The sequence below is a fragment of the Sagittula stellata E-37 genome, assembly GCF_039724765.1.
GTDB classification, from domain to species: Bacteria; Pseudomonadota; Alphaproteobacteria; order Rhodobacterales; family Rhodobacteraceae; genus Sagittula; species Sagittula stellata.
Window position 1 is genome coordinate 3,926,422 of sequence record NZ_CP155729.1, and the last position, 22,524, is coordinate 3,948,945.

The following is a 22,524-nucleotide window of genomic DNA, read 5'->3' on the forward strand; positions in this document are numbered from 1 at the left end:
CGCCATTCTCTTGTCCATTCAAAGGTCTGGAAGACACCTTGTCCGACCGTACAGTTTTTCAGGACCACTTCAGAACTCCATCTGGCGCAGCACGCGCATGATCTGGGCCTCGGTGAATCGTGTCTTCTTCATCGGAATCTCCTCGTTCATCCTGCCGAGAAAACTCTACTTCCGTATCCCCTTAAGATTGGGGGGATTGCCCCACCATGCGGGCGCATTTCTCGCCAATCATGATCGTCGGTGCATTGGTGTTGCCCCCGATCAAGGTCGGCATGATGGAAGCGTCGGCAATGCGCAGGTTGTCCATGCCATGCACCTTCAGGCTGGCCGGATCGACGACCGACAGCGCGTCGCGGCCCATCCTTGCCGTGCCGACCGGATGATAGACGGTCAGCGCCTCGGCCCGCAGGTAGGCGAGGATTTCCGCATCGCTTTGCACGTCGGGTCCGGGGAGGATTTCTTGCCCGTTCAGGTCTGCCATGGGGGCGGCCGCAAAGATCCGGCGGGCCAGTTTGATACCCTCCACGAGGACCTCTGCGTCATCGCCCTGAGAGAAGAAGCGATGGTCGATCATGGGTGTCAGGTCGCCCCCCTCACGTGAGATGGTGATCTCGCCGACGGATTTGGGGCGCAGCACGCAGGTATGCACGGCAAAGCCATGGCCCCATTCGATCAGCCGCCCGCGATGGCTGCGATAGCCGGGGACGAAATGGAACTGCACGTCCGGAAGGTCACCGGCCAGCGGCGTTTTGGCAAAGCCGCCCGCGACCACGTAATTTGTCGACAGCTCGCCCTTGCGCCCCGCGGCAAAGGCAAAAGGGGCGGCCAGAAGACGGCGCCTGTTGGCAAAGGACAGCCCCAGCGTGCGCGCCGACGGGCTCCGCACGGTGATCATGCCATCGACGTGGTCGCGCAGGTTTTGCCCGACTCCAGCCAGATCATGGACAACTTCGATCCCGGCCCGCTGCAAGACCTGACCGGGCCCGATACCCGATTGCATCAGGGCCATCGGCGTGCCGATGGCGCCCGCGCTCAGGGTCACCTCGCCCCGGCACTGCACCTGAAGCGCCTCGCCGTTGCGGGACAGGGCAACGCCGGTCACGCGGCCCTGATCCACCAGAAGCCGGCGCAGCTCGGTGTCGGTCCAGATCGCGAGGTTCTTGCGCTGGCGCACCGGCTCCAGAAACGCGTTGTAGGAGGAAAACCGGATACCGTTCCGCTGCGTGACATCATAAACCCCAAGCCCCAGCTGTGAGGGCCCGTTGAAATCCGTGTTATGCGGAAGCTGAAGCGTCTCGCCCGCTGCGATGAAGGCGTCGCAGACCGGGTTCGGATCCTTGGGGCGATTGACGTAAAGCGGCCCGTCGGTGCCGTGATAGGCGGGATCCTGGCCGATCCTGTTGCGCTCCAGATCCTTGAACACCGGCAGGACATCGGACCAGCCCCACCCCTCGCAGCCGAGATCCCGCCAGTCGTCGTAATCCTGCGCCGCCCCGCGAATATAGAGCATCGAGTTCATCGAGGACGATCCGCCAAGCATCTTGCCGCGGTTCACGGGAATGCGGCGGTTGTTCAGCTCCGGCTGGGGCGTGCCCACGTAGCCGTAGTCAAAGCGCGGCCGGCCATACATCGCGAGGATGCCTGCCGGGATCTTCACCCGCGGGTCGCTTTGCCCCTTCCCGGCCTCGATGATGAGCACACGGGTGCTTGGGTCGGCGGATAGTCGGTTGGCCAGTACGCATCCGGCCGATCCGGCCCCGATGATGATGTAGTCAAAGGTTTCCATCGTCGCCCCAATAGGTCAGCCGCCCGTCGCAGATCGTCATCGCAACCGTCGCGGCCTCGGCACTCTGCGCCAATCCGTCGAGGTCGCCGTCGATCAGCACCAGATCGGCGGCCAGCCCCGGCGTCAGCGCGCCGCGATGTGTTTCGCAAAAATCCGCATAGGCCCCGCCCGTGGTGTAGGCCGCCAGACAGTCGTCCAGCGTGATCCGCTGGTCCGGCATGTCGTCCCGCCAGGGGCTCCGGGTCAGAGCACAGTGGATGGCGTAAAGCGGCGAAAGTGGCGACACCGGCCAATCCGTGCCAAAGGCCAGCGGCACGCCCCGATCCCGGATCATCCGCCAGGGGAACGCCGTGGGCCAGCGTGCAGGTCCCATGATCGAGGTCGTCGGCTCCAGAGGCAGCCCGGCAGAGCCCGGAGGATGCACCGGCTGCATGGAGGCGACGATCCCCAGGGGCGCCAGCCGGTCGACATCCTCGGGCGTGATCGTGTCGATATGTTCGATCCGGTGGCGGGCATCGCGGGGGCCGTTAGCGCGGGCGGCGGCCTCGTAGCCGTCGATCGCCGCGCGCACGGCACCGTCGCCGACCGCATGGGTCGCCACTTGCAAGCCGCGCCTGTCGGCCTCGATACAGATCGCGTTGAATAGGTCCGGCGCGATCAGCGGCTCGGAGCGGAAGCCCGCCCGGTCGGGATAATCGGTGACGGTAAGCGCGGTCCAGGTGTCATAGACCCCGTCGAGGAAGAGCTTGATGCGCCGGAAGTGCAGCCAGCCGGGCACTTCCTCGCCGAACTGTTCGATCCGGGCGACACCGGCCACCCCGTCGCTTTCATCGAGCTTGAGCGGCAGGCTCACGCGCACCGGCATCTCGCCGGCCAACGCCAGATCCCTGAGGAGCCCCGCCTGGTAGGGATTGCCGTCCATGTTCACGGCACTGGTGATTCCATGGCGCGCGCAATACTCCCCGGCCAGGCGGAGCAGGCCACGGTCATACGCCCGCGCGGCGTCTGTCTCCGGCTCAAGCCCCTGGTTGCCGAGGCTGTCCCGCCCCTTGAGCTCGGAGAGCTGCTGCACGAAGCTCATTGCCGCGAATTCGCGCAGCTCTCCGGTGGCCAGCCCGTCTTCGCCCATGACCACCTCGGAGCCCGGTTCGACCTCGGCGCCCCGCAGCACCCCGGCCAATTCGAGCGCGCGGGTATTGGCCCAGCCGCAATGCAGATCCACCGAGGACATGAAGATCGGACGATCCGGGCTGATCCGGTCCAGCAGGTGCCGGTCGGGGCGACGGTCTTCGCCGAAGATCGTGTAGTTCGCGGCAAAGGCCGAATGCAGGGGCGCATCCGGGGTTTCGTCGATGAAGCTTCGGAAGGCAGTGCTGACGGCCTTGAGGCCAAAGACCTCGCCCAGGTTCAGCATCGACAGCGTGGCGCCGCCCATGAAAAGGTGCAGGTGGCTTTCGATGAAGCCGGGCAAGAGTTCCCGCCCGCCAGCGTCGATTACGCGGGTCTGCGGCCCGATGAACGCGCGGATGTCATCATCGCCGCCCAGCGCCGCGATCTTCCCATCAAGGATCGCAACAGCCGTCGTGCCGGGGGCTGCAAAGAGCGGGCGCACCCGGGCGTTCAGAAAGACAAGATCGGCGTGCATCCGGGGCTCCCGCGGGCAATGCGGGGGCCTTCTGGCCCCCGCCTTATCGATTACTGCAGCAACTGGGTCCAGACTCGCGTCACCAGGTCCTGCGCCTTGGGGCTACAGGTGCGCGACATCTCGACCGGCACCGTCGGGTAGAGCGCCGGCGCGTTTTCCTCGGTGAATTCCTTGTCGGCGTCGATGATCGTCATCGGGGAGGAATGCGAGTAGTAGTTCATCTCGATGGTCGCGTTCTCGGGCGTCGAGATGAACTCGATGAACTTGATCGCGTTCTCGCGGTTCGGCGCGCCCTTCGGGATCACCATGCTGTCGATCCAGCCGACCAGGCCTTCCTTGGGCATGGCGTATTCCAGCGGCGCGCCGTCGGCGATCGCGCGTACGACCTCACCATCCCACCAGAAGTGCGAAGCCACCTCGCCCGAGCCGAGACGGCCCGCGATGTTGTCCGAGGAATAGGCGGCCACGTGTTCCTTCTGCGCCATCAGCAGGTCAAGCACGCGCTTCATCTCGTCGGGATCTTCCGAGCAGAAGGGCACGCCGAGATAGAGCTGGGCGGCCCCCACGACTTCGTCCGGGTAGGAGAGCATGGCGATAGAGCCCGCAAGCGCGCCCTCGGGTTCGAAGAAGTACTTCAGGCTGTCGGTGGGACCGTCATATTGATCGGTGTTCACGGCAAAGCCCGCCGTGCCATAGGCCAGTGGGATGGAATATTCCTGGGTCTCGTCCCACCATTGGTTGCGGTAGGCCTCCTGGATATTTCCATAGGCCTCGAGCTTGTCGGCGCCGAAGTTCTCGATCAGGCCCTCGTCGATCATGATGCGCAGGAAGTGCTGCGAGGGCGCCGCGATGTCATAGCCCGAGGATCCGGCCTGAAGCTTGGTCAGCAGGTCCTCGTTCGAGGTATAGCCGTCCACGCTGACGTCGACGTCATACTCCTCGGCGAATTTCTCGATCAGTTCCGGCGCGATGGATTCCGACCAGACGTAGAGGTTCAGCGATCCTTCGGCCATCGCCGAGGTGCCCATGAGCAGCGCCATTGCCGTTGCCGTCTTGAATACGGTCATGTTGTGTCTCTCCTGTTGGGGGGGTGGTTGGTGTGATTGGGGATCATGAGCCGGTGCGCTGACCGCGCGCCGCGACCGTCAGCGCGATCGTGGCGAGGACCAGCGAACCGAGGATGAGCAGGGTCGCCACGGCGTTGAGCTCTGGCGATGTGCCCACGCGGATCAGCGAGAAGATGTAGACCGGCAAGGTGGTCGTGCCGCCCGAGCTCAGCATGTTCGAGGTGATGAAGTCGTCCATCGAGATCAGGAAGGCGAGCATCGCGCCCGAGAACAGCCCCGGGAAGATCAGCGGCAGCGTCACGCGGCGAAAGACGACCCAGCGCGAGGCATAGAGATCCGTCGCCGCTTCCTCGTAATCCAGCGACATGCCCTGCAACCGGGCGCGGATCGGAAGGAAGGCAAAGGGGGTGCAGAAGGCCGAATGCGCGATCACCAGCTTGAGCATGCCATTCTGCACGCCAACCAGCGAGAATAGGATCAGCGTCGCCACCGCCAGCACGATCTCGGGCAAAAGCAGCGGCAGGTTCACCACGGTCTCAGAGAGCTTGCGGAAGCGGACGTTCCTGCCGCGGATGATCGACAGCGCCGCCAGCAGCGCAATCGTCGTGGCCACGGAGGTGGCGATGAGGGCCACCGTCAGCGAAGTCTTGAGCGCGGCGATCAGCGCGTCGTTCTGCAGCGCGGAGGCGTACCATTTGAACGAGAACCCGGTCCAGACGCTGGTGATGCGGTTGGCATTGAACGAGTAGAGGATGACGATCAGCAGCGGCGTGTAGAGATAGACAAAGAACGCAATGCTGATCAGCCCCAGCCCGGGATAGCTCTTGACGTCGTGCTGCTTGCTCATGCCGCGACCTCCTTGCGGGCGCTGCGCAGGGCCAGCGCGATCAGCACCAGCATCACCACCACCAGCAGGGTCATGGCGATGGCCGCCCCGAAGGGCCAGTTGCGGGCTCCGCCGAACTGCAGCTGGATCAGGGAGCCCATCATCATCTGCTTGCCCCCGCCCATCAGGATCGGCTCGAGCACCGCCCCAAGGGCCGGCACGAAGACAAGGATCGCGCCGGAGGCGATGCCCGGGGCGGTCAGCGGCAGGATCACCCGGCGCAGGGTTGTCCAGCGGTTGCCGTAAAGATCGTGCGCCGCTTCGATCAGCGCGCCGTCCAGCTTTTCGATGGAGGCGAAGACCGGCAGGACCATGAGTGGGATATAGGTATAGACCATCGCCGCCAGCGTCGCGCCGTCGTTATACATCAGTGAGAGGCCGGCGGGCGCGCCAAGCGCTTCCAGCAGGCGCGGCAGCGGGCCGTCCTTGCCGAGGATGATCATCCAAGCATAGACCCGCAGGATCATCGACATCCAGAACGGCAGCGTCACGAGAAAGACCAGCAGCGACTTGCGGTGACCGGGCTGCCGCGCGATCCAGTAGGCTACGGGGACGGCCAAAAGCAGGCAGAGCAGCGTCGTCACGCTTGCCAAAAGGATCGTGCGCAGGATGATGATCAGGTATTGCGGCGTGAACTCCATCTCGCCGGTCCAGCCCTCGTTGAAGAGGATCTGGCGATAGCCCGACAGGTCGAGCCCCCAGTCAAACCCGCCATAGGCGCCCCTGACGGCGACCGAGACCGCGGCGATGATGAAGATCGGCAGGATCAGGGCAAAGCCCATCAGAACCCAGGAGGGCACCAGCCCCAGATAGGCCAGGTTGATCGGGCGGCGCAGGGCCTGCGGCGCTGTGACCTTTTCCGCGCCGGCATGATGTCCGGTTGCCTCGCTCATGCGGCCAGAACCCGCGCCGCGTTTTCGACAAAGCCCACATGCACGCTGCTGCCCACCGCGATGGCATCGCCCTCGCGCGAGGCATTGCGCCGCGAGGCCCGGATTTCAACGCCGCCCACGGCCAGTTGGTAATGGGTGTATCCGCCGAGATAATGCTTGTTCACCACATCGGCCTGAAAACCGACACCCTGCACCTGGTCCCCGAGGTTGAGCTTTTCCGGCCGGATCGAGAGCGTCGCCTTGCCCTGCCCCATGCGCGTCGAAGAGGGCGCGGTGATGACCGGGCCGAAGGGCGTGCGGACCGTCGCGCTGGTGTCGGTCGCCTCCAGCACCTCGACCTCGACGAAATTCGTCTCTCCGACAAAATCCGCGACGAAGCGGTTCGACGGCTCCTCGTAGATCTCGGAGGGGGTGCCGAGTTGCTGCACCTCGCCGCCGCCCAGAACCGCGATGCGGTCGGACATGTCGAGCGCCTCTTCCTGGTCATGGGTCACGAAGACAAAGGTGATGCCGGTGTCGCGCTGAAGCGTGCGCAGCTCGTCGCGCATGGCCTGCCGCAGCTTGAGATCCAGCGCGGAAAGCGGCTCGTCCAGCAGCAGCACCTCGGGCTCGGCGGCAAGCGCGCGGGCCAGGGCGATACGCTGCCGCTGCCCGCCGGAGAGCTGGTCGGGCTTACGGTTGGCAAAGGCGCTCATGTGCACCCGTTCCAGCATTTCGCCCACGCGGGCCGTGATCCGCGCCTTCTCCCAGCCGAGATTTTCGAGGCCGAAGGCCACGTTCTGGGCCAGCGTCATATGCGGAAACAGCGCATAGCTCTGGAAGACCGTGTTCACGCGCCGCTTGTGCGGGGGAATATCGACGATGTCGCGCCCCTGAAGCAAAAGGCTGCCGCTGTCCGGGCTCTCGAAACCGGCGATCATCCGCAAAAGCGTGGTCTTGCCACAGCCCGAGGGGCCCAGCATCGTGAAGAACTCGTTCTCGCGGATCTTGAATTCGACCGAGCGCAATGCCTGATAGGAGCCGAAACTCTTCGACACGTTGATCACTTCGACAGCGGTTTGGCGGCTCATTCGGTTCTTCCCATGGATCAGGCGCGCAGGCCGGTCTTGCAGGGCCCCCTGGTCGGAGCCGCGCGTGGGGGGAATAAACGTCAGGCGTGTTTCGTTAATAAATGAGAACTTGCGGAAGTGCTGGTTAGGTCCCGCCTAAGCGAGACGGCGGGACATCGCGACAGGCCGCATAAGTTGTCGTATTGTTGGGAAATAAGTTGTTTCCCTGCGTGCTAGGGCAGCATCCCGCAGACTGAGGCCCCCTGGCCTGTTGATGTGCACTGCCTAAAAAACATACATCTTTGGTGTCAAAAAGTGCGCACGACCGGCTCGGGATGGTCCTGCGCATGTCCCCGGCTCAAGCCCATTGACGGTTACCCACCACGCGCGCCATCTGACATGCGCCAGGCCCAAGCTGCCGCTGGCCACACAACCCTGCGCCTGGACGGCGACGCGGGCAGAGAACCGACGAGGACCCTCGGGAGGGCGACACAAGACATGCCACTGCGTTTCAGCCTCAGACAATTGGAGTATTTCGTTGGTGTTGGCGAAACCGGCAGCATTGCGGGCGCGTCACAGCGGCTGAACGTGTCCTCGCCCTCGGTCTCGGCGGGGATTTCGCAGTTGGAAGTAGAGCTGGGGGTCCAGCTTTTCATTCGCCACCACGCCCAGGGGATGACGCCGACGGCAGCGGGCCTTCAGATCCTCGATCAGGCGCGACTGGTGCTGCGGCAGGCCGGCGCGATCAACGACATGGCCGGCGATCTTTCGGGCAGCGTGCGCGGCTCTCTGGCGATCGGCTGCCTCAGCACCTTTGCCCAGATCGTGGTGCCGGGGCTGCGGCAGAGCTTTGTGCAGGAGCATCCCGAGGTGCGCACCAGCCAGATCGAGGCCGACCAATCGGGGCTCTTCAGCCTGCAACGGCAGGCGAGGATCGACCTTGCACTGACCTATGATCTGGATCTTCCGCGCGACTTGACCTTCATTCCGATCCTCGACCTTCCGCCGATGGTCGCCCTCTACGAGACGCATCCGCTGGCGCATCTGCCGGAAATCTCCATCGACCAGTTGGCGCCGCATCCGATGGTTCTGCTCGACCTGCCGCATAGCGCCGAGTATTTCATGTCGTTCTTCACCGACCACGGGTTGCGCGCCAACATCGCCGAGCGGACTCGGGACATGGCGGTGATGCGCGGGTTGGTGGCGAACGGCTTTGGCTATTCGATCATCAACGTGCGCCCGCAGAGCGACCTTGCGCCCGACCGCAAACCGATCCGTTATGTCCCCCTTTCCGGCGGACAGCGGGCGATGAAACTGGGCATTCTCACCAGTGCCGGGTCAAACCACACGCAGCTGCACAAGACCTTCTTCGGCCATGCGCAACGCTGGATCGAAGATCAAGCTGATCGGTTGCAGCTCAACCCGACCGGGCGCGCAACTGGATGTCAGCAGAGCTCGGCCGCCAGCCGGTCCATCATCGCATCGCATTGCCCAAGCTGAGCCAGGGTGACGTATTCATCCGCCTTATGCCCCTGCGCCTCCATGCTGCCGGGGCCGCAGACCACGGTGGGGAACCCCATGCCTGCGAAGAAGCCTGCCTCTGTTCCGAAGGCGACCTTGGTCAATTCGTCCGATCCGCACAGGCGCGCGACGCGCTGAACGGCGGGGTGGCCGGACGAGATGTCGAGGCCGGGGTAGGTGTTGGTCACCGCGATGTCGATGCCCGCGCCCGCGAAGTGCTTGCGGTAGGGTGCGCAGATGCGATCGGTCTCGGCGGTCAGGCGGTTCAGAAAATCCGGCAACGCATCCTGCGGCAGATGGCGCAGCTCGAAGTCGATGACCGCCTGTTGCGGCACGATGTTCAGGGCCGTTCCGCCGTGGAGGGTTCCGGCGTGGACAGTGCTATAGGGCACGTCATAGGCACTGTCTTTCGCGCCCGAGGCTGCGTAACTCTCCTGAAGCCCCTTAAGTGCCGCGATGAACTCCGCTGCCAGGTGCAGCGCGTTGACGTATTTGGGCGCCAGCGCAGAGTGCCCCGCCTCCCCGTGGCAGGCGGCCCGCAGCGCAGCCTTGCCCTTGTGCCCGGTTGCCACGCGCATCGAGGTTGGCTCGCCCACGATGCAAAGCTCGGGCGTCCATCCCAGATCCTCTAAGGCAGGGGCCATCTTGCGCATGCCCTGGCAGCCGATCTCTTCGTCATAGGAGATGACCAGCATCAGGGGGGCGGTCAGGCGATTTGCCTCGACCCGCTGCGCCAGCGACAACATCGACGCGAGGTATCCCTTCATGTCGGTCGTGCCGCGACCGAACACCCTGTCGCCCTCGCGCGTCATCTCGAAGGGGGCCCGCGTCCAGGCCTGCCCCTCGACCGGGACCACATCGCTGTGCGCCGACAGAAGAACGCCCCCCGGCCCATCCGGCCCGATGCGGGCGACGAGGCCGGATTTGGCAAGCTCGGGATCGGGGATCCTTTGGGTCGTGAACCCCGCCGCTGCCAACAGTCCCTCGGCACAGTCGATCAGCGCGAGGTTGCTCTCGGCGCTGACCGTGGGAAAGGAAATCAGGCGCGCCAGGATATCGAGCGTCGAGGAATGCGGTGTCATTCTGCCGCCAGTTCGGTGATCTCCCGGCGGAAGGGCAGGTCGTCCCCGATATCCTCACCGTCAAGTTCCCGCGCATAGCGATGACCGGCATAGGTGGCCCAGGCAATCGGCCCCGAGGCTTCCGCATCGCCAAAGATCTTGACCGACCGGATGCCCGCATCCGCCCATTCCGCCTGCCGCGCGGTGAGATCCAGGAACAACTGGTCATTGCCGGTGCGCGAGGCCACCATGACCACGGCGTCGCACTCATAGGGCCGGGTCTTGCCGGTATAGACGCAATTGCTGACGACATGATCGGTGGCGATGGAGGCCACGCCGCGGTTGAGCACGATGTCGACGCCCATCTCGTCAAGCCGGGCGTGGATGGTCGCCTGTTCAAGCGTGTTGTTCGTCCAGTCGGACACGTAGGCCGAGGGCGTGATCAGCGTCACCTTCGCGCCCTGCTTGACCAGCAGTTCCGCGAGCACGCCGCCCATGTAGTAGTGATCGTCGTCATAGATAACCACGTTACCGCCGGGCACGGTCCCGTCCATGAGGTCATCGGGGGTATAGACCTTGGCGCCTTCGGCAATCGGCATCGGCACCACGTGTTGCCGCGAGACCCCGTCGCGCCGCCAGGTGGAGCCGGTCGCGATGGCGATGTTCTGGAAGCCGAACTCGAGCACGCTTTCGGCGTCGAGCGCGCTTTCGCGGTAGATCTCGACGTTCGGGCGCTGCGAGAGCTGGTAGTCGCGGTAATCCACCACGCGGCCCCAGGCCGAAAGGCCAGGCAGCGCGCGTTCGCGGGTGACCCGCCCGCCGATCACGCTGCGGGCTTCGGCCACCGCCACGTCATAGCCGCGTCGGCACAGCGCCCAGGCCGCCTCCAGCCCCGCGGGACCCGAGCCGATGACCAGCACGTTGTCGCTGCTGCCCTTGGCGTTCATGTTTTCCGGGTGCCAGCCCTTCCGCCATTCCTCCATGAAGGTCGGGTTCTGGGTGCAGCGGCTGATCGACATGGTCATGTCGCCGGTGATGCAGATGTTGCAGCCGATGCATTCGCGAATGTCCTCGATCCGGCCTTCCTCAATCTTCTTGGGCAGGAACGGGTCCGCGATCGAGGGGCGCGCGCAACCGATCATGTCAAGCGTGCCGGACTTGATCATCTTGACCATGACGTCCGGCGAGGTGAACCGCCCGACCCCGACGATGGGCTTGTCGGTGAAGTCGTGGATCGCCTTCACCAGATCGAACTGCGCCGCCTCTTCCTTGAAACGTGAGGGGCCGGAGCAATCCTCCCACGCGCCATGGGCCAGGTCCCAGATGTCGGGCAGGTCGCGGTTCATCTCGATGAAATCCCGCACTTCGGCATTGGAGAACCCAAGATCGCCGATGCTCTCGTCAAGGGAAACCCGCATCGCGATGGCCATCGTATCCCCGACCGCATCGCGAATATCCGCAACCACCTCGCGTGCAAAGCGCGACCGGTTTTCCAGACTGCCGCCGTATTCGTCGGTGCGCTGGTTGGTGGCCCGGCTCAGGAAGTGCTGGAAAATGCCGAACCCATGCGCGCCGTAGAGGTTGATCAGGTCAAACCCGGCCTCGCGCGACCGCTTGGCGGCGTTCACGAACCAGCGGCGCAGATCGCCGATCTCGCTTTTCGACAGCGCCCGGGCCTGCACCGGGTCGTTGGTGAAGGTGCGGATCGGCAGCGCGGAGGGCGCCAGCGGCACCTCTTTGGTGTACAGGTTGGGACCGTTGATGCCGGAATAGGCCAGCTGGATCCCCGCCAGCGCGCCGTGTTCCTTCATCTTTTCCGACATCCGGCGCAGCTGCGGGATGTCCTTGTCCTCCCACAGGCGCAATTCGATGAAGGGCGTGATCTCTGAACTGTGGTGCATCTCGCACTGCTCGGTGAAGATCACGGCCCAGCCGCCCTGGGACTTGATCCCGCGCATCTCCGCCGCGGCCGAGGGGTCGCGATAGCCGCCGCCGTTGCAATGCGGCACCTGGTAGAAGCGGTTCTTTGCGGTCAGGGGACCGATCTTGATGGGATCGAACAGAATGTCGTAGCGGGCGTCGCGCATGGGGGCTCCTTCGCGGGCGTGGTGCGGCCTGGGCCGCGACCGGCACACCCGGGGTGTCTTTCGTAACTTGGGCCGGATCAGGCCTTGTACTTGATCCAGGTCGTTTTCAGGGCGGTGTACTTGTCCAGAGAATGCAGCGACAGGTCGCGGCCGAAGCCCGATTGCTTCATGCCGCCAAAGGGCGTCTGCGCCGACAGGGCATCCACGGTATTCACCGACACGGTGCCCACGTGCAGGCGATCCGCCACGCGGCAGGCGCGGCTGAGGTTGTCCGTCCAGACCGAGGCCGCGAGCCCGTAGATGGAATCGTTGGCCATGCGCACCGCCTCGTCTTCGCTGTCAAAGGCGATGACCGACAGGACCGGGCCAAAGATCTCGTCCCGGGCAAGCGGGTCGTCCTGCGACACCTCGTCAAAGATCGTCGGCTGCACGAAACAGCCCTTGCCGTCCACCGTGACGCGGGCGCCACCGGTCACGAGGTTGGCCGTCTCCTTGCCCGCCTCGACGAAGCGCATGATGCCCTGCGTCTGCTTTTCGTCGACGATCGCCCCCATTTTCGAGGCCGGGTCGAGCGGATCGCCGGGCTGCATCGCCGTGGCGCGCTCTTTCAGCCTTGCCACGAACTCGTCCTTGATCGCGCGCTCCACGTAGAGCCGCGAATTGGCCGAACAGACCTCGCCCTGATTAAAGAAGATGCCGAAGGCCGCCATGTCGGCTGCCGCGTCCAGATCCTCGCAATCGGCAAAGACGATGTTGGGGCTCTTGCCGCCGGTTTCCGGCCAGACCTGTTTCAGGTTCGACTGGCCCGAGTATTGCATGAACATCTTGCCGATGGCGGTAGACCCGGTGAAGGCGAGGCAATCGACATCCATGTGCAGGCCAAGCGCCTTGCCCGCCGTGTGCCCGAACCCCGGTACCACGTTGAAGACGCCCTCCGGTACCCCCGCCTCGGCCGCCAGTTCGGCCAGCCGCAACGCAGAGAGGGGCGATTGCTCGGCAGGCTTCAACACCACCGAATTGCCTGCCGCCAGCGCCGCCGCGGATTTCCACGTCGCCATGTCCAGCGGGAAATTCCAGGGCGTCACCGCACCGACAACGCCCAGGGGCACGCGGCGCACCAGCGCCAGATCGCCCGGGCCGGTTGGCGCGACCTCGTCATAGAGCTTGTCGATGGCTTCCGCATACCACTGGAAGAAATGCGCGGACCCCGGGGCGTCGATGGTCGAGGCGTCGGTGATCGTCTTGCCCATGTCGAGACTGTCGAGCAGCGCCATTTCCTCGAGATTGGCGCGCAGCAGGTCCGCCAGCTTCAACAGCACCGCCTTGCGGTCCCCGGGCGCCATGCGGGACCAGTGGCCCGCCTCAAAGGCGCGGCGGCCGGCGGTGACGGCGCGGTCAACGTCTTCGGCGTCACATTCCGCGACGGCGGTCAGCACGGCGCCGGTGGCCGGATTGATGCTGTCGAAGGTCTTGCCGGAGGCGGCCTCGACAAACTTGCCGTTGATGAAGGCCTTGCCGCGCAAATCCAGCATGGCGGCGCGCGCCGCCCAGTCCTGATGCGAATGATCGAGCATGTCTGTCCCTGTTCAGTCGTCGCCGGGCACGCCGTAGGAGGGCGCGGCGCGCGGGTCGAGGGCGCGTTGGACGTAGGCGTCGAGCTGCGGCTTGTAGACCTCCCACGCGGTGGCGATGGCCTCGATGGGGCAATCTTCCGTCCAGTCGCAGCGCAGGTCGGCGACCGGCCATGCGACCTTGTCCGCGATCTGCAGCCCGGCGGAATGGACGGGGCCTGCCTCGCCCCCCGCGGCCAGACCCGCGCGCATGGCGGCAATGAGGCGGTCGCCGATATGGCCGGTGGCCGAGAGATATGCATCCACGATGGCCTGCGGCACGCCCTCATTATCCAGAAGGTTGCCGGCGGAGGCGACGTTCTCCGCCTGCGCCTGCGTCCAGATCCCGAGCGAGTTCGGCCCTGAATGGATCGCCGTCGCGCCGGTCTTGTCCACCGCCATGACCTGTCGGTACTCGACGAACTTCGCCTCCGACGCCACGCGGGCGACGGCGGCCTCGGCGCTCATGCCGCCTTGCATCAGGTCGAGCGTCAGCGGCCCGAGCGTCGGGTCGGTGACGTTCTGCGAGGCCACCGCACCGACCCCTGCCCGGGTATAGGCGCAGCGCGCGGCCACCGCGGGAGAGGAGGAGGAGATGGCAATGCCGAACATGCCGGTGTCGGGGCAACGCGCAACGAGGGAAAAGGTCATGCGCCGTATCCTTCGGGAATGACCGCCGTGCCGTCGATTTCCACCAGCCATTCGGGCCGGGCCAGGGCCTGCACCACCAGACCGGTCGAGACGGGATGCACGCCTTTGATGTATTCGCCCATGGTACGATAGACCGCCTCGCGGTGGCGCACGTCGGTGATGTAGACCACGACCTTGACCAGATGCGCCATCTCGCCGCCAGCCTCTTCGATAAGCTGCTTGATGTTCTGCATCACCTTGTGCGTCTGCTCGACCGGATCGTGGCTGTCGATGTTCTTCGCCGTGTCGAGGTCCTGCGGGCATTGGCCGCGCAGCCAGACGGTCTTGCCGCCCTGGGTGACGACCGCTTGGCACAGATCGTTGTCGAGCTTCTGCTCTGGGTAAGTCTCGGCGGTATTGAACTTGCGGATGCGGGTGTGGGCCATGAGATGTTCCTCGGATTACTCGGCGGCGGGCTGCACGATAGCAGCCTCGCCCTCGTAGCGCTGGTAGGCGCGTTGAATGTTGATCTGGTCGGCGACGTGCTTGGCATCGTGCCACACGCCCCAGAGAAACGACGACCCGCGCCGCGACTGCCAGGGAAGGCCCAGGAAATAGACATCCGGTGCCACCGACATGCCGCGCTGATGGATCGGCGCGCCTTTTTCGTCGAAGGCGTCGACCTTCAACCAGTCGAAATCCTGCCGGAAACCGGTGGCCCAGATGATCGAGGTGACGCCCTCGGCGGCCAGATCGAGCTTGCGGATCCTGTTGGTCAGGCACTCCGGGTCAGGAAAGGTCCGGCGCGCCTCAGGCTCTTCGGGCAGGTCGATGCCGGTGCGCGCGATATAGGCATCGGCCATATCCAGCACCTCCAGGTAGTTGGCGTCCCCCGCCGAGACGTTCTTCGCCAGATCGTCCGCAAACTCCAGAACGCCATCCTTGAAGCCGCTCGTCAGCCCGGTCAGGGTGACGCCCTCCCCCGCCAGACGGCGGAAGTCCATCGTCTGGCCTCCGCGCGCACCGCTGACGGAAATCGTGACATGCTCGGTCCCCGGCGCCGGGGCCGGCATATCCCACAGGCCCAGAACCCCCAGCCACCAGACGTTGTCCCGGCCCCGGTAACGGCGCGGCGGCCGGTCGTGCGGCCCAACCGAGAGGTACACCTTGCGTCCCGCCCGGTTCAGCTCATCCGCGATCTGCGCGCCGGACGAGCCCGCGCCCACAACCATGACGGCGCCTTCGGGAAGCTCTTCGGGGTTCTTGTAATGAAAAGAATGCAGCTGCTCGATCCCAGCGGTCTCGGGCACGAGTGGCGGGATGACGGGGTGCTGGAAGGCGCCGGTGGCGGCGACGATACGACGGGCCTGGAAGTCGCCCTGGTCGGTCTTGACCAGAAATCCCCGATCTCCGGAAAGAGGCTCTGCCGAGAGAACCTCGACGCCTTCCCGGATCGGCGCGTCGATCATCGCGGCATAGTCGATAAGATACTGCGCCATCCGGTCCTTGGACACGAAGGCATCGGGATGGCAGTCCTCGAACTCCAGCCCCGGAAAACGATCGTGCCAGGCGGGGCCATTGGCCACCAGATTGTCCCACCGACCGGTGCGCCAGGCTTCGGCGGTGCGGTGCCGTTCAAGAATGATATGCGGGACCTGCGCGCGACCGAGGTGTTCACTCATCGCGATTCCGGCCTGGCCACCGCCGACAATCAGTGTGTCTGTTTTCTCCATGAGGACGTCCGCACTCCCTGCATTTGATTGCCCAAAACCTCCCCACCAACGGAGCGATACAGGGGTTTTATGCAGTCGCTGCAAACTAGAAAATTACGATTTCGATCATCATTGCTTAGGGTAAGCCTAAACCAGATCCGGCCCTCGTTTGCGACCCGGCTTTTCGGCACGTTGCGACCTTGGCCGCGTGACGCTGCGACTGCTCATTGCCCACTCTGACGGCAGGAACGACGCGAACGGCCCAAGATCACCATTGCTGCCAAATGTGGCGGATAAACGGTCTTGGGCCATACCTACACGTCATCCCAGCCGCAGCGAAGGTCGGCTTCCCGCCCTTTCTGTCAGAGCGTGCAGCTATGCTGCGCCCAGCACAAGCGGCAGCAATGGGGCTGAGAGCGGTTCAGTCGCACCGTGGCTTAGTTCCAATCCGCAGGAGGCGCTTGACACCTATTCACGCGGCGCGCTCCTCGCGAGGAGATCATCGCTGTCTTGGCGCTCAGCGTCGACAAGGGGGATCAGCGCCGCTTCTTCCGATTTATGGACCGAGGGCTCCAGCGATGATGCGGGTGCGTGCGGCATTGATACCTTGCGCGGTGGCGGTTCGGAGGGTGCCCCTGACAGCCCCGCCCCTTCCAGGCGAATGCGATACGTCGTGTCAGGGATCGCCACCCCAGCTTCTTCGATAGCAGTCTTGACCAATCGAATGGCGTCTCCGCGTGCCGTGGAAAAGCCTGTCGCGGTCTGGTCGACCCAGCCAGTCACACGCAGGATGGCGCCGGACTCTGTGATGTTCTCGATCCAGACCAACTCTTCCGGGTCGTCCAGTACGAAAGGCAATGCTTTCAGCGTCGTCTGTGCCAAGCTGCGCGTCGTCTCGAGATCCGCGTCAGGGTCGATGCCGATGTCGAACATGAACCGCCGCGCCGGATACTGCGTGTAGTTCACGATCTTGCCCTTGAAGACAGTCGCGTTTGGAATGCGGATGTGATTGCCGTCGAGCGACAGCAGAATCGTCGCGCGCGAGGTCAGTCGGATCACGCGGCCGACGTCGCCTTCGATCTCAACCAGGTCGTTCGGGCGAAAAGGTTGGCGCAGGCTCAACATGACGGACGCCACGAAGTTCTCCACCGTGTCGCGGACGGCAAAGCCGATGGCAAGACCGATGATCCCCGCAGCGCCGAGGATCGTGCCGAGCAGGGCCGCCGCCCCCACGACATCCAGCGCAACCACGATGCCGATGATCCCGGAGGCCACGCGGAACGCCTGCCGATAAAGCTCGGCGATGAAGGCGTTGGGCGAGATGCGGTCCCAAAACCGCATTCGCGCCACGAGGAAGCCCGCCGCGACGATCATCAGGAAGGCCACAAACGCCAGCAGCAGCAAAGGTAGACGGGAGATCAGTTGCGCAACCCGCGCCCGGAAGCGATCAACCGCGGGATTTATCTGATTGGCGAGCTCATCCGAAGCCGTGAGCGTGTTGTTCACCGCAACGACACCTTCGAGACGCTCGGCAATGCTCTCGGCCTTCTCGCTGATGGATGGGTCTGCGACGTCCCCCGCAAGCGATACGACCCCAGCGTCGACGCTGACCGAGATCCCTTCGAATTCGAGAGCTCCGAGTATGGCGCGCAAGCGAGTCGCGATGGCCGCGTCGTCAGGTACGTTCTCGACTGCAAGCGTGGGCAAGGCATCCGCCTCGGTCACGACATCCTGGGCCAAGACCTGGCACGGGGCAAGTATGAGGGCGAGGCAAAGGAGGACCTTGTTCATACCTCTCCCAGATAGCGTATTCGATGCGGGCGCCAACAGGACATGCAGTCGATCGGCATCAGTCCGGCGACGCGAACGATCAATCGGCCAAAGGCCGGAGTCTTCCATCCTGCGTCACGACCTGATCTGGATGTGAGGTCGCATTCCTGGCGATCATCGCTTGGCGGCACTGCGCAGCCACATGGCTGGTGCGCGATCGGTTCCAGCCATGCCTATGGCGTTTGCCAACCTTTCGCTGCGGCAACTCTCCGCCCTCCCAGTGCTCTGCGGACCTACATGGGGCTTGTCGCACATATCAGCGATGAGGATTCACTGTAGGAATCCAGTGCGTTGGATCGGTGTCATGCCGAGGCCCTCTCCCTCCCGCTATCGCACGACGGACTGGTCCGAATAAAACACTGCGCTGCGCCGGCGGGGTTCGCTCTGGGTCTGGTTTGATCCCGACACGGTCCGGCACGCCGGAAAGACCGGTAAACGGGGGCGGCCCGAGACGTTCTCGGACGCCGCGATCCAAACCTGCCTGACGCTGGAGGGTGAGGGGCGTCTCGGCAACGATCCGGGGGATCGTTTCAGCCCTGAACGGGCGGAGCCCCGGCCTGTTCGGCCTTCCGCTTCTGCAGACGGTCGGGCCGGTCGAGAGCCCGATCCGGATGGCTGGGCGCGACCGGCGGGCTCCGGACTGTTCGGCGCTGTGCCGACGGCAAGCGCGGATCGGGGTCAGATCCCCTGTCGCCGCTCGGGCAAGCCCTTGAACCTGCCGATCCCCTCTCGTGACATCACCGCGCGATGCACGGCCGGGCAGCGGACAGCACGGGGGTGACGTTCGGTGGCGGTGGCGCATGGCCGGCCCGGAAGCATCGCGCCTCCGGCCAGAGGCAATGGCGCAAGGTTCACATCGCCCCGGACACGGAAACCGGCGACATACGCGCGGTCGAGTTCACCTCAGGCCGCCATGGCGACAGCCCGCTGCTGCCAGACCTGCTGTCGCACATTCCCGAGGGCGAGGAGATCGCCACCGTCACGGCCCCTCTCGGGATCATGCGACGCATGACCCTGCCGGGCAACGGACGGCGCATCCGACACACGCCGATGCCATCCCGCCATCGTCGAGCACGGCGCCGATGCCGTCATACCGATCCACCGGAACGGCCGCGCCTGGAAAGAAGACTGCCCCGCAGCATTGGCGCGAAACGAGATCCTGCGCGCGACGCGACACCTCGGCAGGGCGCTCTGGAAGACGTGGGCCCGCTACCATGTCCGAAGTCGGGTCGAAGCTCAGCCTCTCGGGACATTGCTGTGCAATGCCCTGCTGGCCAAGGGATGAATTGCCTGAAGCTCTTCGGGGAGCGGATCATGTCCGTTCGCCATTGCCGCTCGGACCGATGGCGCATCGATGGCCCACCCCCGACCGTCAGACCCCCGAAATCCGGATCCGCATCGTCATCGTGAACCGCTTCCCGGCCCCCGGCAGAGCCGAGATCGAGGCTATCGCCTGAAGCACAACGGGAAAAGGGACCTTCAGCCCGAACCCCGATTTGCCCAAAAACGCCCACGGCCATATATGTGCCCTCCCGTGTTCGTCAGACTTCAGTTTAGGGGCAAGGTCATACGGGCGCAAATCTCTGTCAGTTCGGAAGGATTATGGACGGTGAGGCGTTCGGAATGTCAGCTGATGCCAGTCTTGCCCGGGCAAGATGCCAAGTAGAACCGGATAGGTTCCAATCTTCGGCGAATGTCACATGGATGTGATATCCGGTTAAGATTGGAATCTGACACGTTCCCAAGTGATTGATCCAGAATCTTTTCCCATTTGGCATCAAAATCAAATTGGAGTATTTTTCGGGTAAGACTGGAACCTCCGCGCTCTTGCACCCCAAAGCCCATAAGACTGCGATTCAGGTCGCACTCTTTCCCGAATACCGCTGGCTGGGCGCAGACGTGGAGCAAAAGCCCAGACAGGGTACCTTGAGCAGCCCAGCACCGCGCTTCCCCCCCCCATCCTACTACCAGAAATGCCTTCGCCCTGCCGCGCAAGCGGCAGGGCGAGATTTCATTTACATTCACGATGGATGAGGCGGACAGGTCTCTCGACCAGATGAGCGCAGGACTAACCTGACAATATCCGTGGAAGTCTTGAGTCTTTATAGGCTTAGAATGTTTTCTCTGTCGTATACCCGTACATCACTCTCTGAAATCACGGAGCTAAGCTGCGAAGCTCTGACCAGTGCCATCACTTGTCTGGGCGTTAGCCCGAGATGTTGGGCGGCAGTCTTTGGTGTTTGGAGCCTTTCTAGGAAGCCCTCATAATCGTCGCACGTTACAAACTCCGCAGCGTTATGAAACCCGTTGGGACGCCGTCGCTCCACCCGAAGCAGCCCAGCTGAAACCACTTTCCGGATTTCGCGGCTACTCAGGGCCAAACGCTTACGCACCTCCTCCAGTGTCAAATCGGCACGCTGTTGGCGGCGTATCGCGGCGAACAGCTCTCTATGACTAATTCTCAGTCCGGCGAGTCCGATCTCGGTCGTATTGATGTAGGAACCGGGCAGCTCTCCCGCCTCAAGAAAGCGAAGAATTTGACCTGCGGGGCACCGCAACACAAATGACGCATGCGAGAGGCTGATCATATCTTTGCGGAGGGCATGATCGGGTTGGAGGATCGCCCGAGCTTTCATTCGGTTGAGGAGATCATCCAGCATTTTAGGTTCAGGACCCATTGATTTGGTTGAGCGAGCGTGATTCACCGTTCGAAAACGAGCGGTGAACATGTCTGATCTCTACTGGTTGAGCGATGCGCAGATGGCGCGTCTGGAGCCTTACTTCCCCAAGTCGCACGGCAAGCCCCGGGTTGATGACCGGCGCGTTCTGAGCGGTATTATCTTTATCAATCGCAATGGATTGCGGTGGCGAGATGCGCCAAGGGAATACGGCCCGCACAAGACACTCTACAACCGCTGGAAGCGGTGGAGCGATAGAGGCGTCTTCGCCCGGATCATGGCCGGGCTGGCGGGCGAGCATGGTGAGGAGACGACCGTGATGATCGACGCAACTCATCTGAAGGCCCATCGCACGGCGTCCAGCCTGGGCGTGAAAAAGGGGGGCGTGGACGGCTGATTGGCCGGACGAAGGGAGGCATGAACACGAAGTTGCACGCCGTCTGCGACAGCCATGGCCGGCCCATCGACCTGTTCCTGACTGCCGGCCCCGTCAGCGACTACATCGGGGCGCGTGCGCTGGTCGGCGGGCTGCCAGACGTGAAATGGCTGCTCGGAGATCGCGGCTACGATGCCGACTGGTTCAGAGAAGCCTTGCAAGACAAGAAGATACGCCCTTGCATCCCGGGCCGGACGAAACGGAAGACGCCCGTCCCGTACGACAAGCGCAGGTACAAGCGTCGCAACCGGATCGAGATCATGTTCGGCAGGCTCAAGGATTGGAGACGGGTGGCGACCCGTTATGACCGATGCCCAAAGACCCTCTTCTCAGCGATCGCACTCGCTGCGACCGTGATCTTCTGGCTTTGAGAGAGAACGAGTCCTGACCCTAGGTAACCGGCGGCAGGCACTTATTGCCCTGCACCGCTCTATACTCCAGGTTCAAGGTCACATCCAGGCACCGGGCGAGTACCATCGGCACGTTACCGGCACGAATGCCGACGATGCAACGTGGCGGCCCGCGATCATTGAGATCGCGTCAAAGCTGAAAATCGTCCCTGGCATGACGTCCGAAATGTGGCTCGAGAGGGCTCGCGCCGTTCTGGCCCCCAATCTCGTGTCTTCCGCAACCATCAAGCAGCGCCTGCGGTCGACTTCCGGCCTTGAGGCCGCGTTGGTTAGCCCGCCGCTGGATTCGCATCCCGTGCGCACGATCCACTCGGCGAAGGGGTTGGAGTTCGCGGCGGTGTGCGTGGTCATGACGAGCAACAAGACCAAAAAAATATTCGCACATCTCGAAACTGGAGAGGGCACACAGGACTCTGCTGAGGATGCCCGGAAGATCTATGTGGCTGCGTCTAGGGCGAAACGGCTGCTGGTCATAGCAGTCCCGAAAAATTCGGCACGCAAACTGGAAGCGCTCCTGGCATCTCATGACTGCAAGACGCAGAGACATGACGTTGTTTGATCCTGGGAGGTGACATGGCGCTTATCGGAAGCATCGATCCGTCATGGAAGGACATGTCGAAATATGTGGTTCACTTCGCGAAGGCCGAACCGCCGAGTACGGCGTACGACAACGCGATTTCGATCCTTTTCGAACGGCGCATCGTCGCTGCGAAGACATTCGGCGCCGGTCGCAAGCTTGCTCCGGCGCGCAGGTCGGTATGCTTCAGCGAGGTGCCACTTCACCATCTAAAGCGGTTGGCGGACGTCCGTGGTCCGCATGGGATCGGTTTTCGAAAGGAGTTTCTCGTCGAGCGTGGTGGTGGACCGATCCTTTACGCCTACAAGGACACGCCCCAAGCACAGTCGATCAACGCGATGGTGAATGCGGCGGCCAACGCCCCGGATGCGCCCGTCTGGAATATTGCACCCTTCGTGGATCTGCCGGGCACTTATGGAAACTCAAAGTACCTCTATGAATGGGAGCGGGAATGGCGGCATGTTGGAGATCTCGACTTCTCCGAGACGGATCCGGCGTTTTTGATAATTCCGGAAGACCTCCATGACGCAGCCCGGGACTTCTTTCACTCTGCGAAGGTAGACCATGTGGGGCCGAGCTACGAATGCCCCTTTATCGATCCATACTGGGGAGAGGACCAGATTGTTGCTGCACTGTATTCCTGACA

Annotated in this window: 18 protein-coding genes and 1 pseudogene; 5 read left to right on the forward strand and 14 right to left on the reverse strand. The window is 63.6% G+C overall.

Features of this window, described 5'->3' with window-relative positions; translation table 11 throughout:
* Positions 1–181 precede the first annotated feature (181 nt).
* The 6 genes from ABFK29_RS18745 to ABFK29_RS18770 are packed head-to-tail and all read right to left on the reverse strand — an operon-like array spanning position 182 to position 7,347.
* Positions 182–1,786 (reverse strand): GMC family oxidoreductase, encoded by a 1,605-nt coding sequence (locus ABFK29_RS18745; protein ID WP_005861188.1) that lies wholly within the window; start codon positions 1,784–1,786, stop codon positions 182–184.
* Entirely contained in the window at positions 1,773–3,431 is a 1,659-nt protein-coding gene (locus tag ABFK29_RS18750; RefSeq protein WP_005861190.1) for an amidohydrolase, read from the reverse strand. The genes ABFK29_RS18745 and ABFK29_RS18750 overlap by 14 nt, the downstream gene beginning before the upstream one ends.
* Before the next feature lie 50 nt (positions 3,432–3,481).
* Entirely contained in the window at positions 3,482–4,498 is a 1,017-nt protein-coding gene (locus tag ABFK29_RS18755) for an extracellular solute-binding protein (protein ID WP_040604838.1), read from the reverse strand.
* A gap of 43 nt (positions 4,499–4,541) precedes the next feature.
* Complete coding sequence (locus ABFK29_RS18760) at positions 4,542–5,345, reverse strand: ABC transporter permease (RefSeq protein ID WP_005861194.1); 804 nt, start codon at positions 5,343–5,345, stop codon at positions 4,542–4,544.
* Positions 5,342–6,277, reverse strand: coding sequence for an ABC transporter permease (locus tag ABFK29_RS18765; RefSeq protein WP_005861195.1), 936 nt, complete (start codon positions 6,275–6,277; stop codon positions 5,342–5,344). The genes ABFK29_RS18760 and ABFK29_RS18765 overlap by 4 nt, the downstream gene beginning before the upstream one ends.
* Positions 6,274–7,347 (reverse strand): ABC transporter ATP-binding protein, encoded by a 1,074-nt coding sequence (locus ABFK29_RS18770; protein WP_005861196.1) that lies wholly within the window; start codon positions 7,345–7,347, stop codon positions 6,274–6,276. The genes ABFK29_RS18765 and ABFK29_RS18770 overlap by 4 nt, the downstream gene beginning before the upstream one ends.
* 477 nt (positions 7,348–7,824) lie before the next feature.
* Here ABFK29_RS18770 and ABFK29_RS18775 point away from each other — a divergent pair, with 477 nt between their 5' ends.
* Positions 7,825–8,826 (forward strand): LysR substrate-binding domain-containing protein, encoded by a 1,002-nt coding sequence (locus ABFK29_RS18775; protein WP_083803486.1) that lies wholly within the window; start codon positions 7,825–7,827, stop codon positions 8,824–8,826.
* Here ABFK29_RS18775 and argE read toward each other — a convergent pair.
* The 7 genes from argE to ABFK29_RS18810 form a co-directional block, all read right to left on the reverse strand.
* On the reverse strand, positions 8,772–9,929 hold the full coding sequence (argE, locus tag ABFK29_RS18780; RefSeq protein ID WP_005861204.1) for an acetylornithine deacetylase: 1,158 nt from the start codon (positions 9,927–9,929) through the stop codon (positions 8,772–8,774). The genes ABFK29_RS18775 and argE overlap by 55 nt on opposite strands.
* On the reverse strand, positions 9,926–11,995 hold the full coding sequence (locus tag ABFK29_RS18785; RefSeq protein ID WP_005861205.1) for an FAD-dependent oxidoreductase: 2,070 nt from the start codon (positions 11,993–11,995) through the stop codon (positions 9,926–9,928). The genes argE and ABFK29_RS18785 overlap by 4 nt, the downstream gene beginning before the upstream one ends.
* Positions 11,996–12,072: 77 nt before the next feature.
* On the reverse strand, positions 12,073–13,569 hold the full coding sequence (locus ABFK29_RS18790; protein WP_005861212.1) for an aldehyde dehydrogenase: 1,497 nt from the start codon (positions 13,567–13,569) through the stop codon (positions 12,073–12,075).
* 12 nt (positions 13,570–13,581) lie between these two features.
* Positions 13,582–14,256: a DUF1028 domain-containing protein gene (locus tag ABFK29_RS18795; protein WP_005861213.1), complete on the reverse strand. Its 675-nt coding sequence runs from the start codon at positions 14,254–14,256 to the stop codon at positions 13,582–13,584.
* Positions 14,253–14,681 carry a RidA family protein gene (locus tag ABFK29_RS18800; protein ID WP_005861215.1) on the reverse strand — a complete coding sequence of 143 codons (429 nt, stop codon included), beginning with the start codon at positions 14,679–14,681 and terminating at the stop codon, positions 14,253–14,255. Before ABFK29_RS18800 ends, ABFK29_RS18795 begins: the two co-directional genes overlap by 4 nt.
* 15 nt (positions 14,682–14,696) lie before the next feature.
* A complete protein-coding gene (locus ABFK29_RS18805) occupies positions 14,697–15,968 on the reverse strand; it encodes a flavin-containing monooxygenase (protein WP_005861217.1) in 1,272 nt (423 codons plus the stop codon).
* Between the two features lie 447 nt (positions 15,969–16,415).
* Positions 16,416–17,738, reverse strand: a complete 1,323-nt coding sequence (locus tag ABFK29_RS18810; protein ID WP_005861222.1) for a mechanosensitive ion channel family protein — start codon at positions 17,736–17,738, stop codon at positions 16,416–16,418.
* Between the two features lie 403 nt (positions 17,739–18,141).
* Between ABFK29_RS18810 and ABFK29_RS18815 the strand changes: the two are divergent.
* Positions 18,142–19,234: pseudogene (locus ABFK29_RS18815) on the forward strand (IS5 family transposase).
* A 645-nt stretch (positions 19,235–19,879) separates the two neighbouring features.
* Here ABFK29_RS18815 and ABFK29_RS18820 read toward each other — a convergent pair.
* Positions 19,880–20,506 carry a hypothetical protein gene (locus ABFK29_RS18820; RefSeq protein ID WP_157136552.1) on the reverse strand — a complete coding sequence of 209 codons (627 nt, stop codon included), beginning with the start codon at positions 20,504–20,506 and terminating at the stop codon, positions 19,880–19,882.
* Between ABFK29_RS18820 and ABFK29_RS18825 the strand changes: the two genes are divergently transcribed.
* The 3 genes from ABFK29_RS18825 (at position 20,505) to ABFK29_RS18835 (ending at position 22,522) form a co-directional block, all read left to right on the forward strand.
* Positions 20,505–21,262 (forward strand): IS5 family transposase gene (locus ABFK29_RS18825; protein ID WP_085983430.1). Its coding sequence is split into 2 segments (ribosomal slippage): positions 20,505–20,826 and positions 20,826–21,262, totalling 759 coding nucleotides; the frame shifts between segments, so codons are not numbered across the junction. The two genes, ABFK29_RS18820 and ABFK29_RS18825, sit on opposite strands and share 2 nt — an antisense overlap.
* Before the next feature lie 193 nt (positions 21,263–21,455).
* The gene (locus ABFK29_RS18830) at positions 21,456–21,860 is read left to right on the forward strand and encodes a 3'-5' exonuclease (protein ID WP_005861228.1); all 405 of its coding nucleotides are present in this window, start codon (positions 21,456–21,458) and stop codon (positions 21,858–21,860) included.
* Positions 21,861–21,874: 14 nt separating this feature from the next.
* Entirely contained in the window at positions 21,875–22,522 is a 648-nt protein-coding gene (locus ABFK29_RS18835; protein WP_005861229.1) for an abortive infection system antitoxin AbiGi family protein, read from the forward strand.
* The last annotated feature ends 2 nt before the right edge of the window (positions 22,523–22,524 follow it).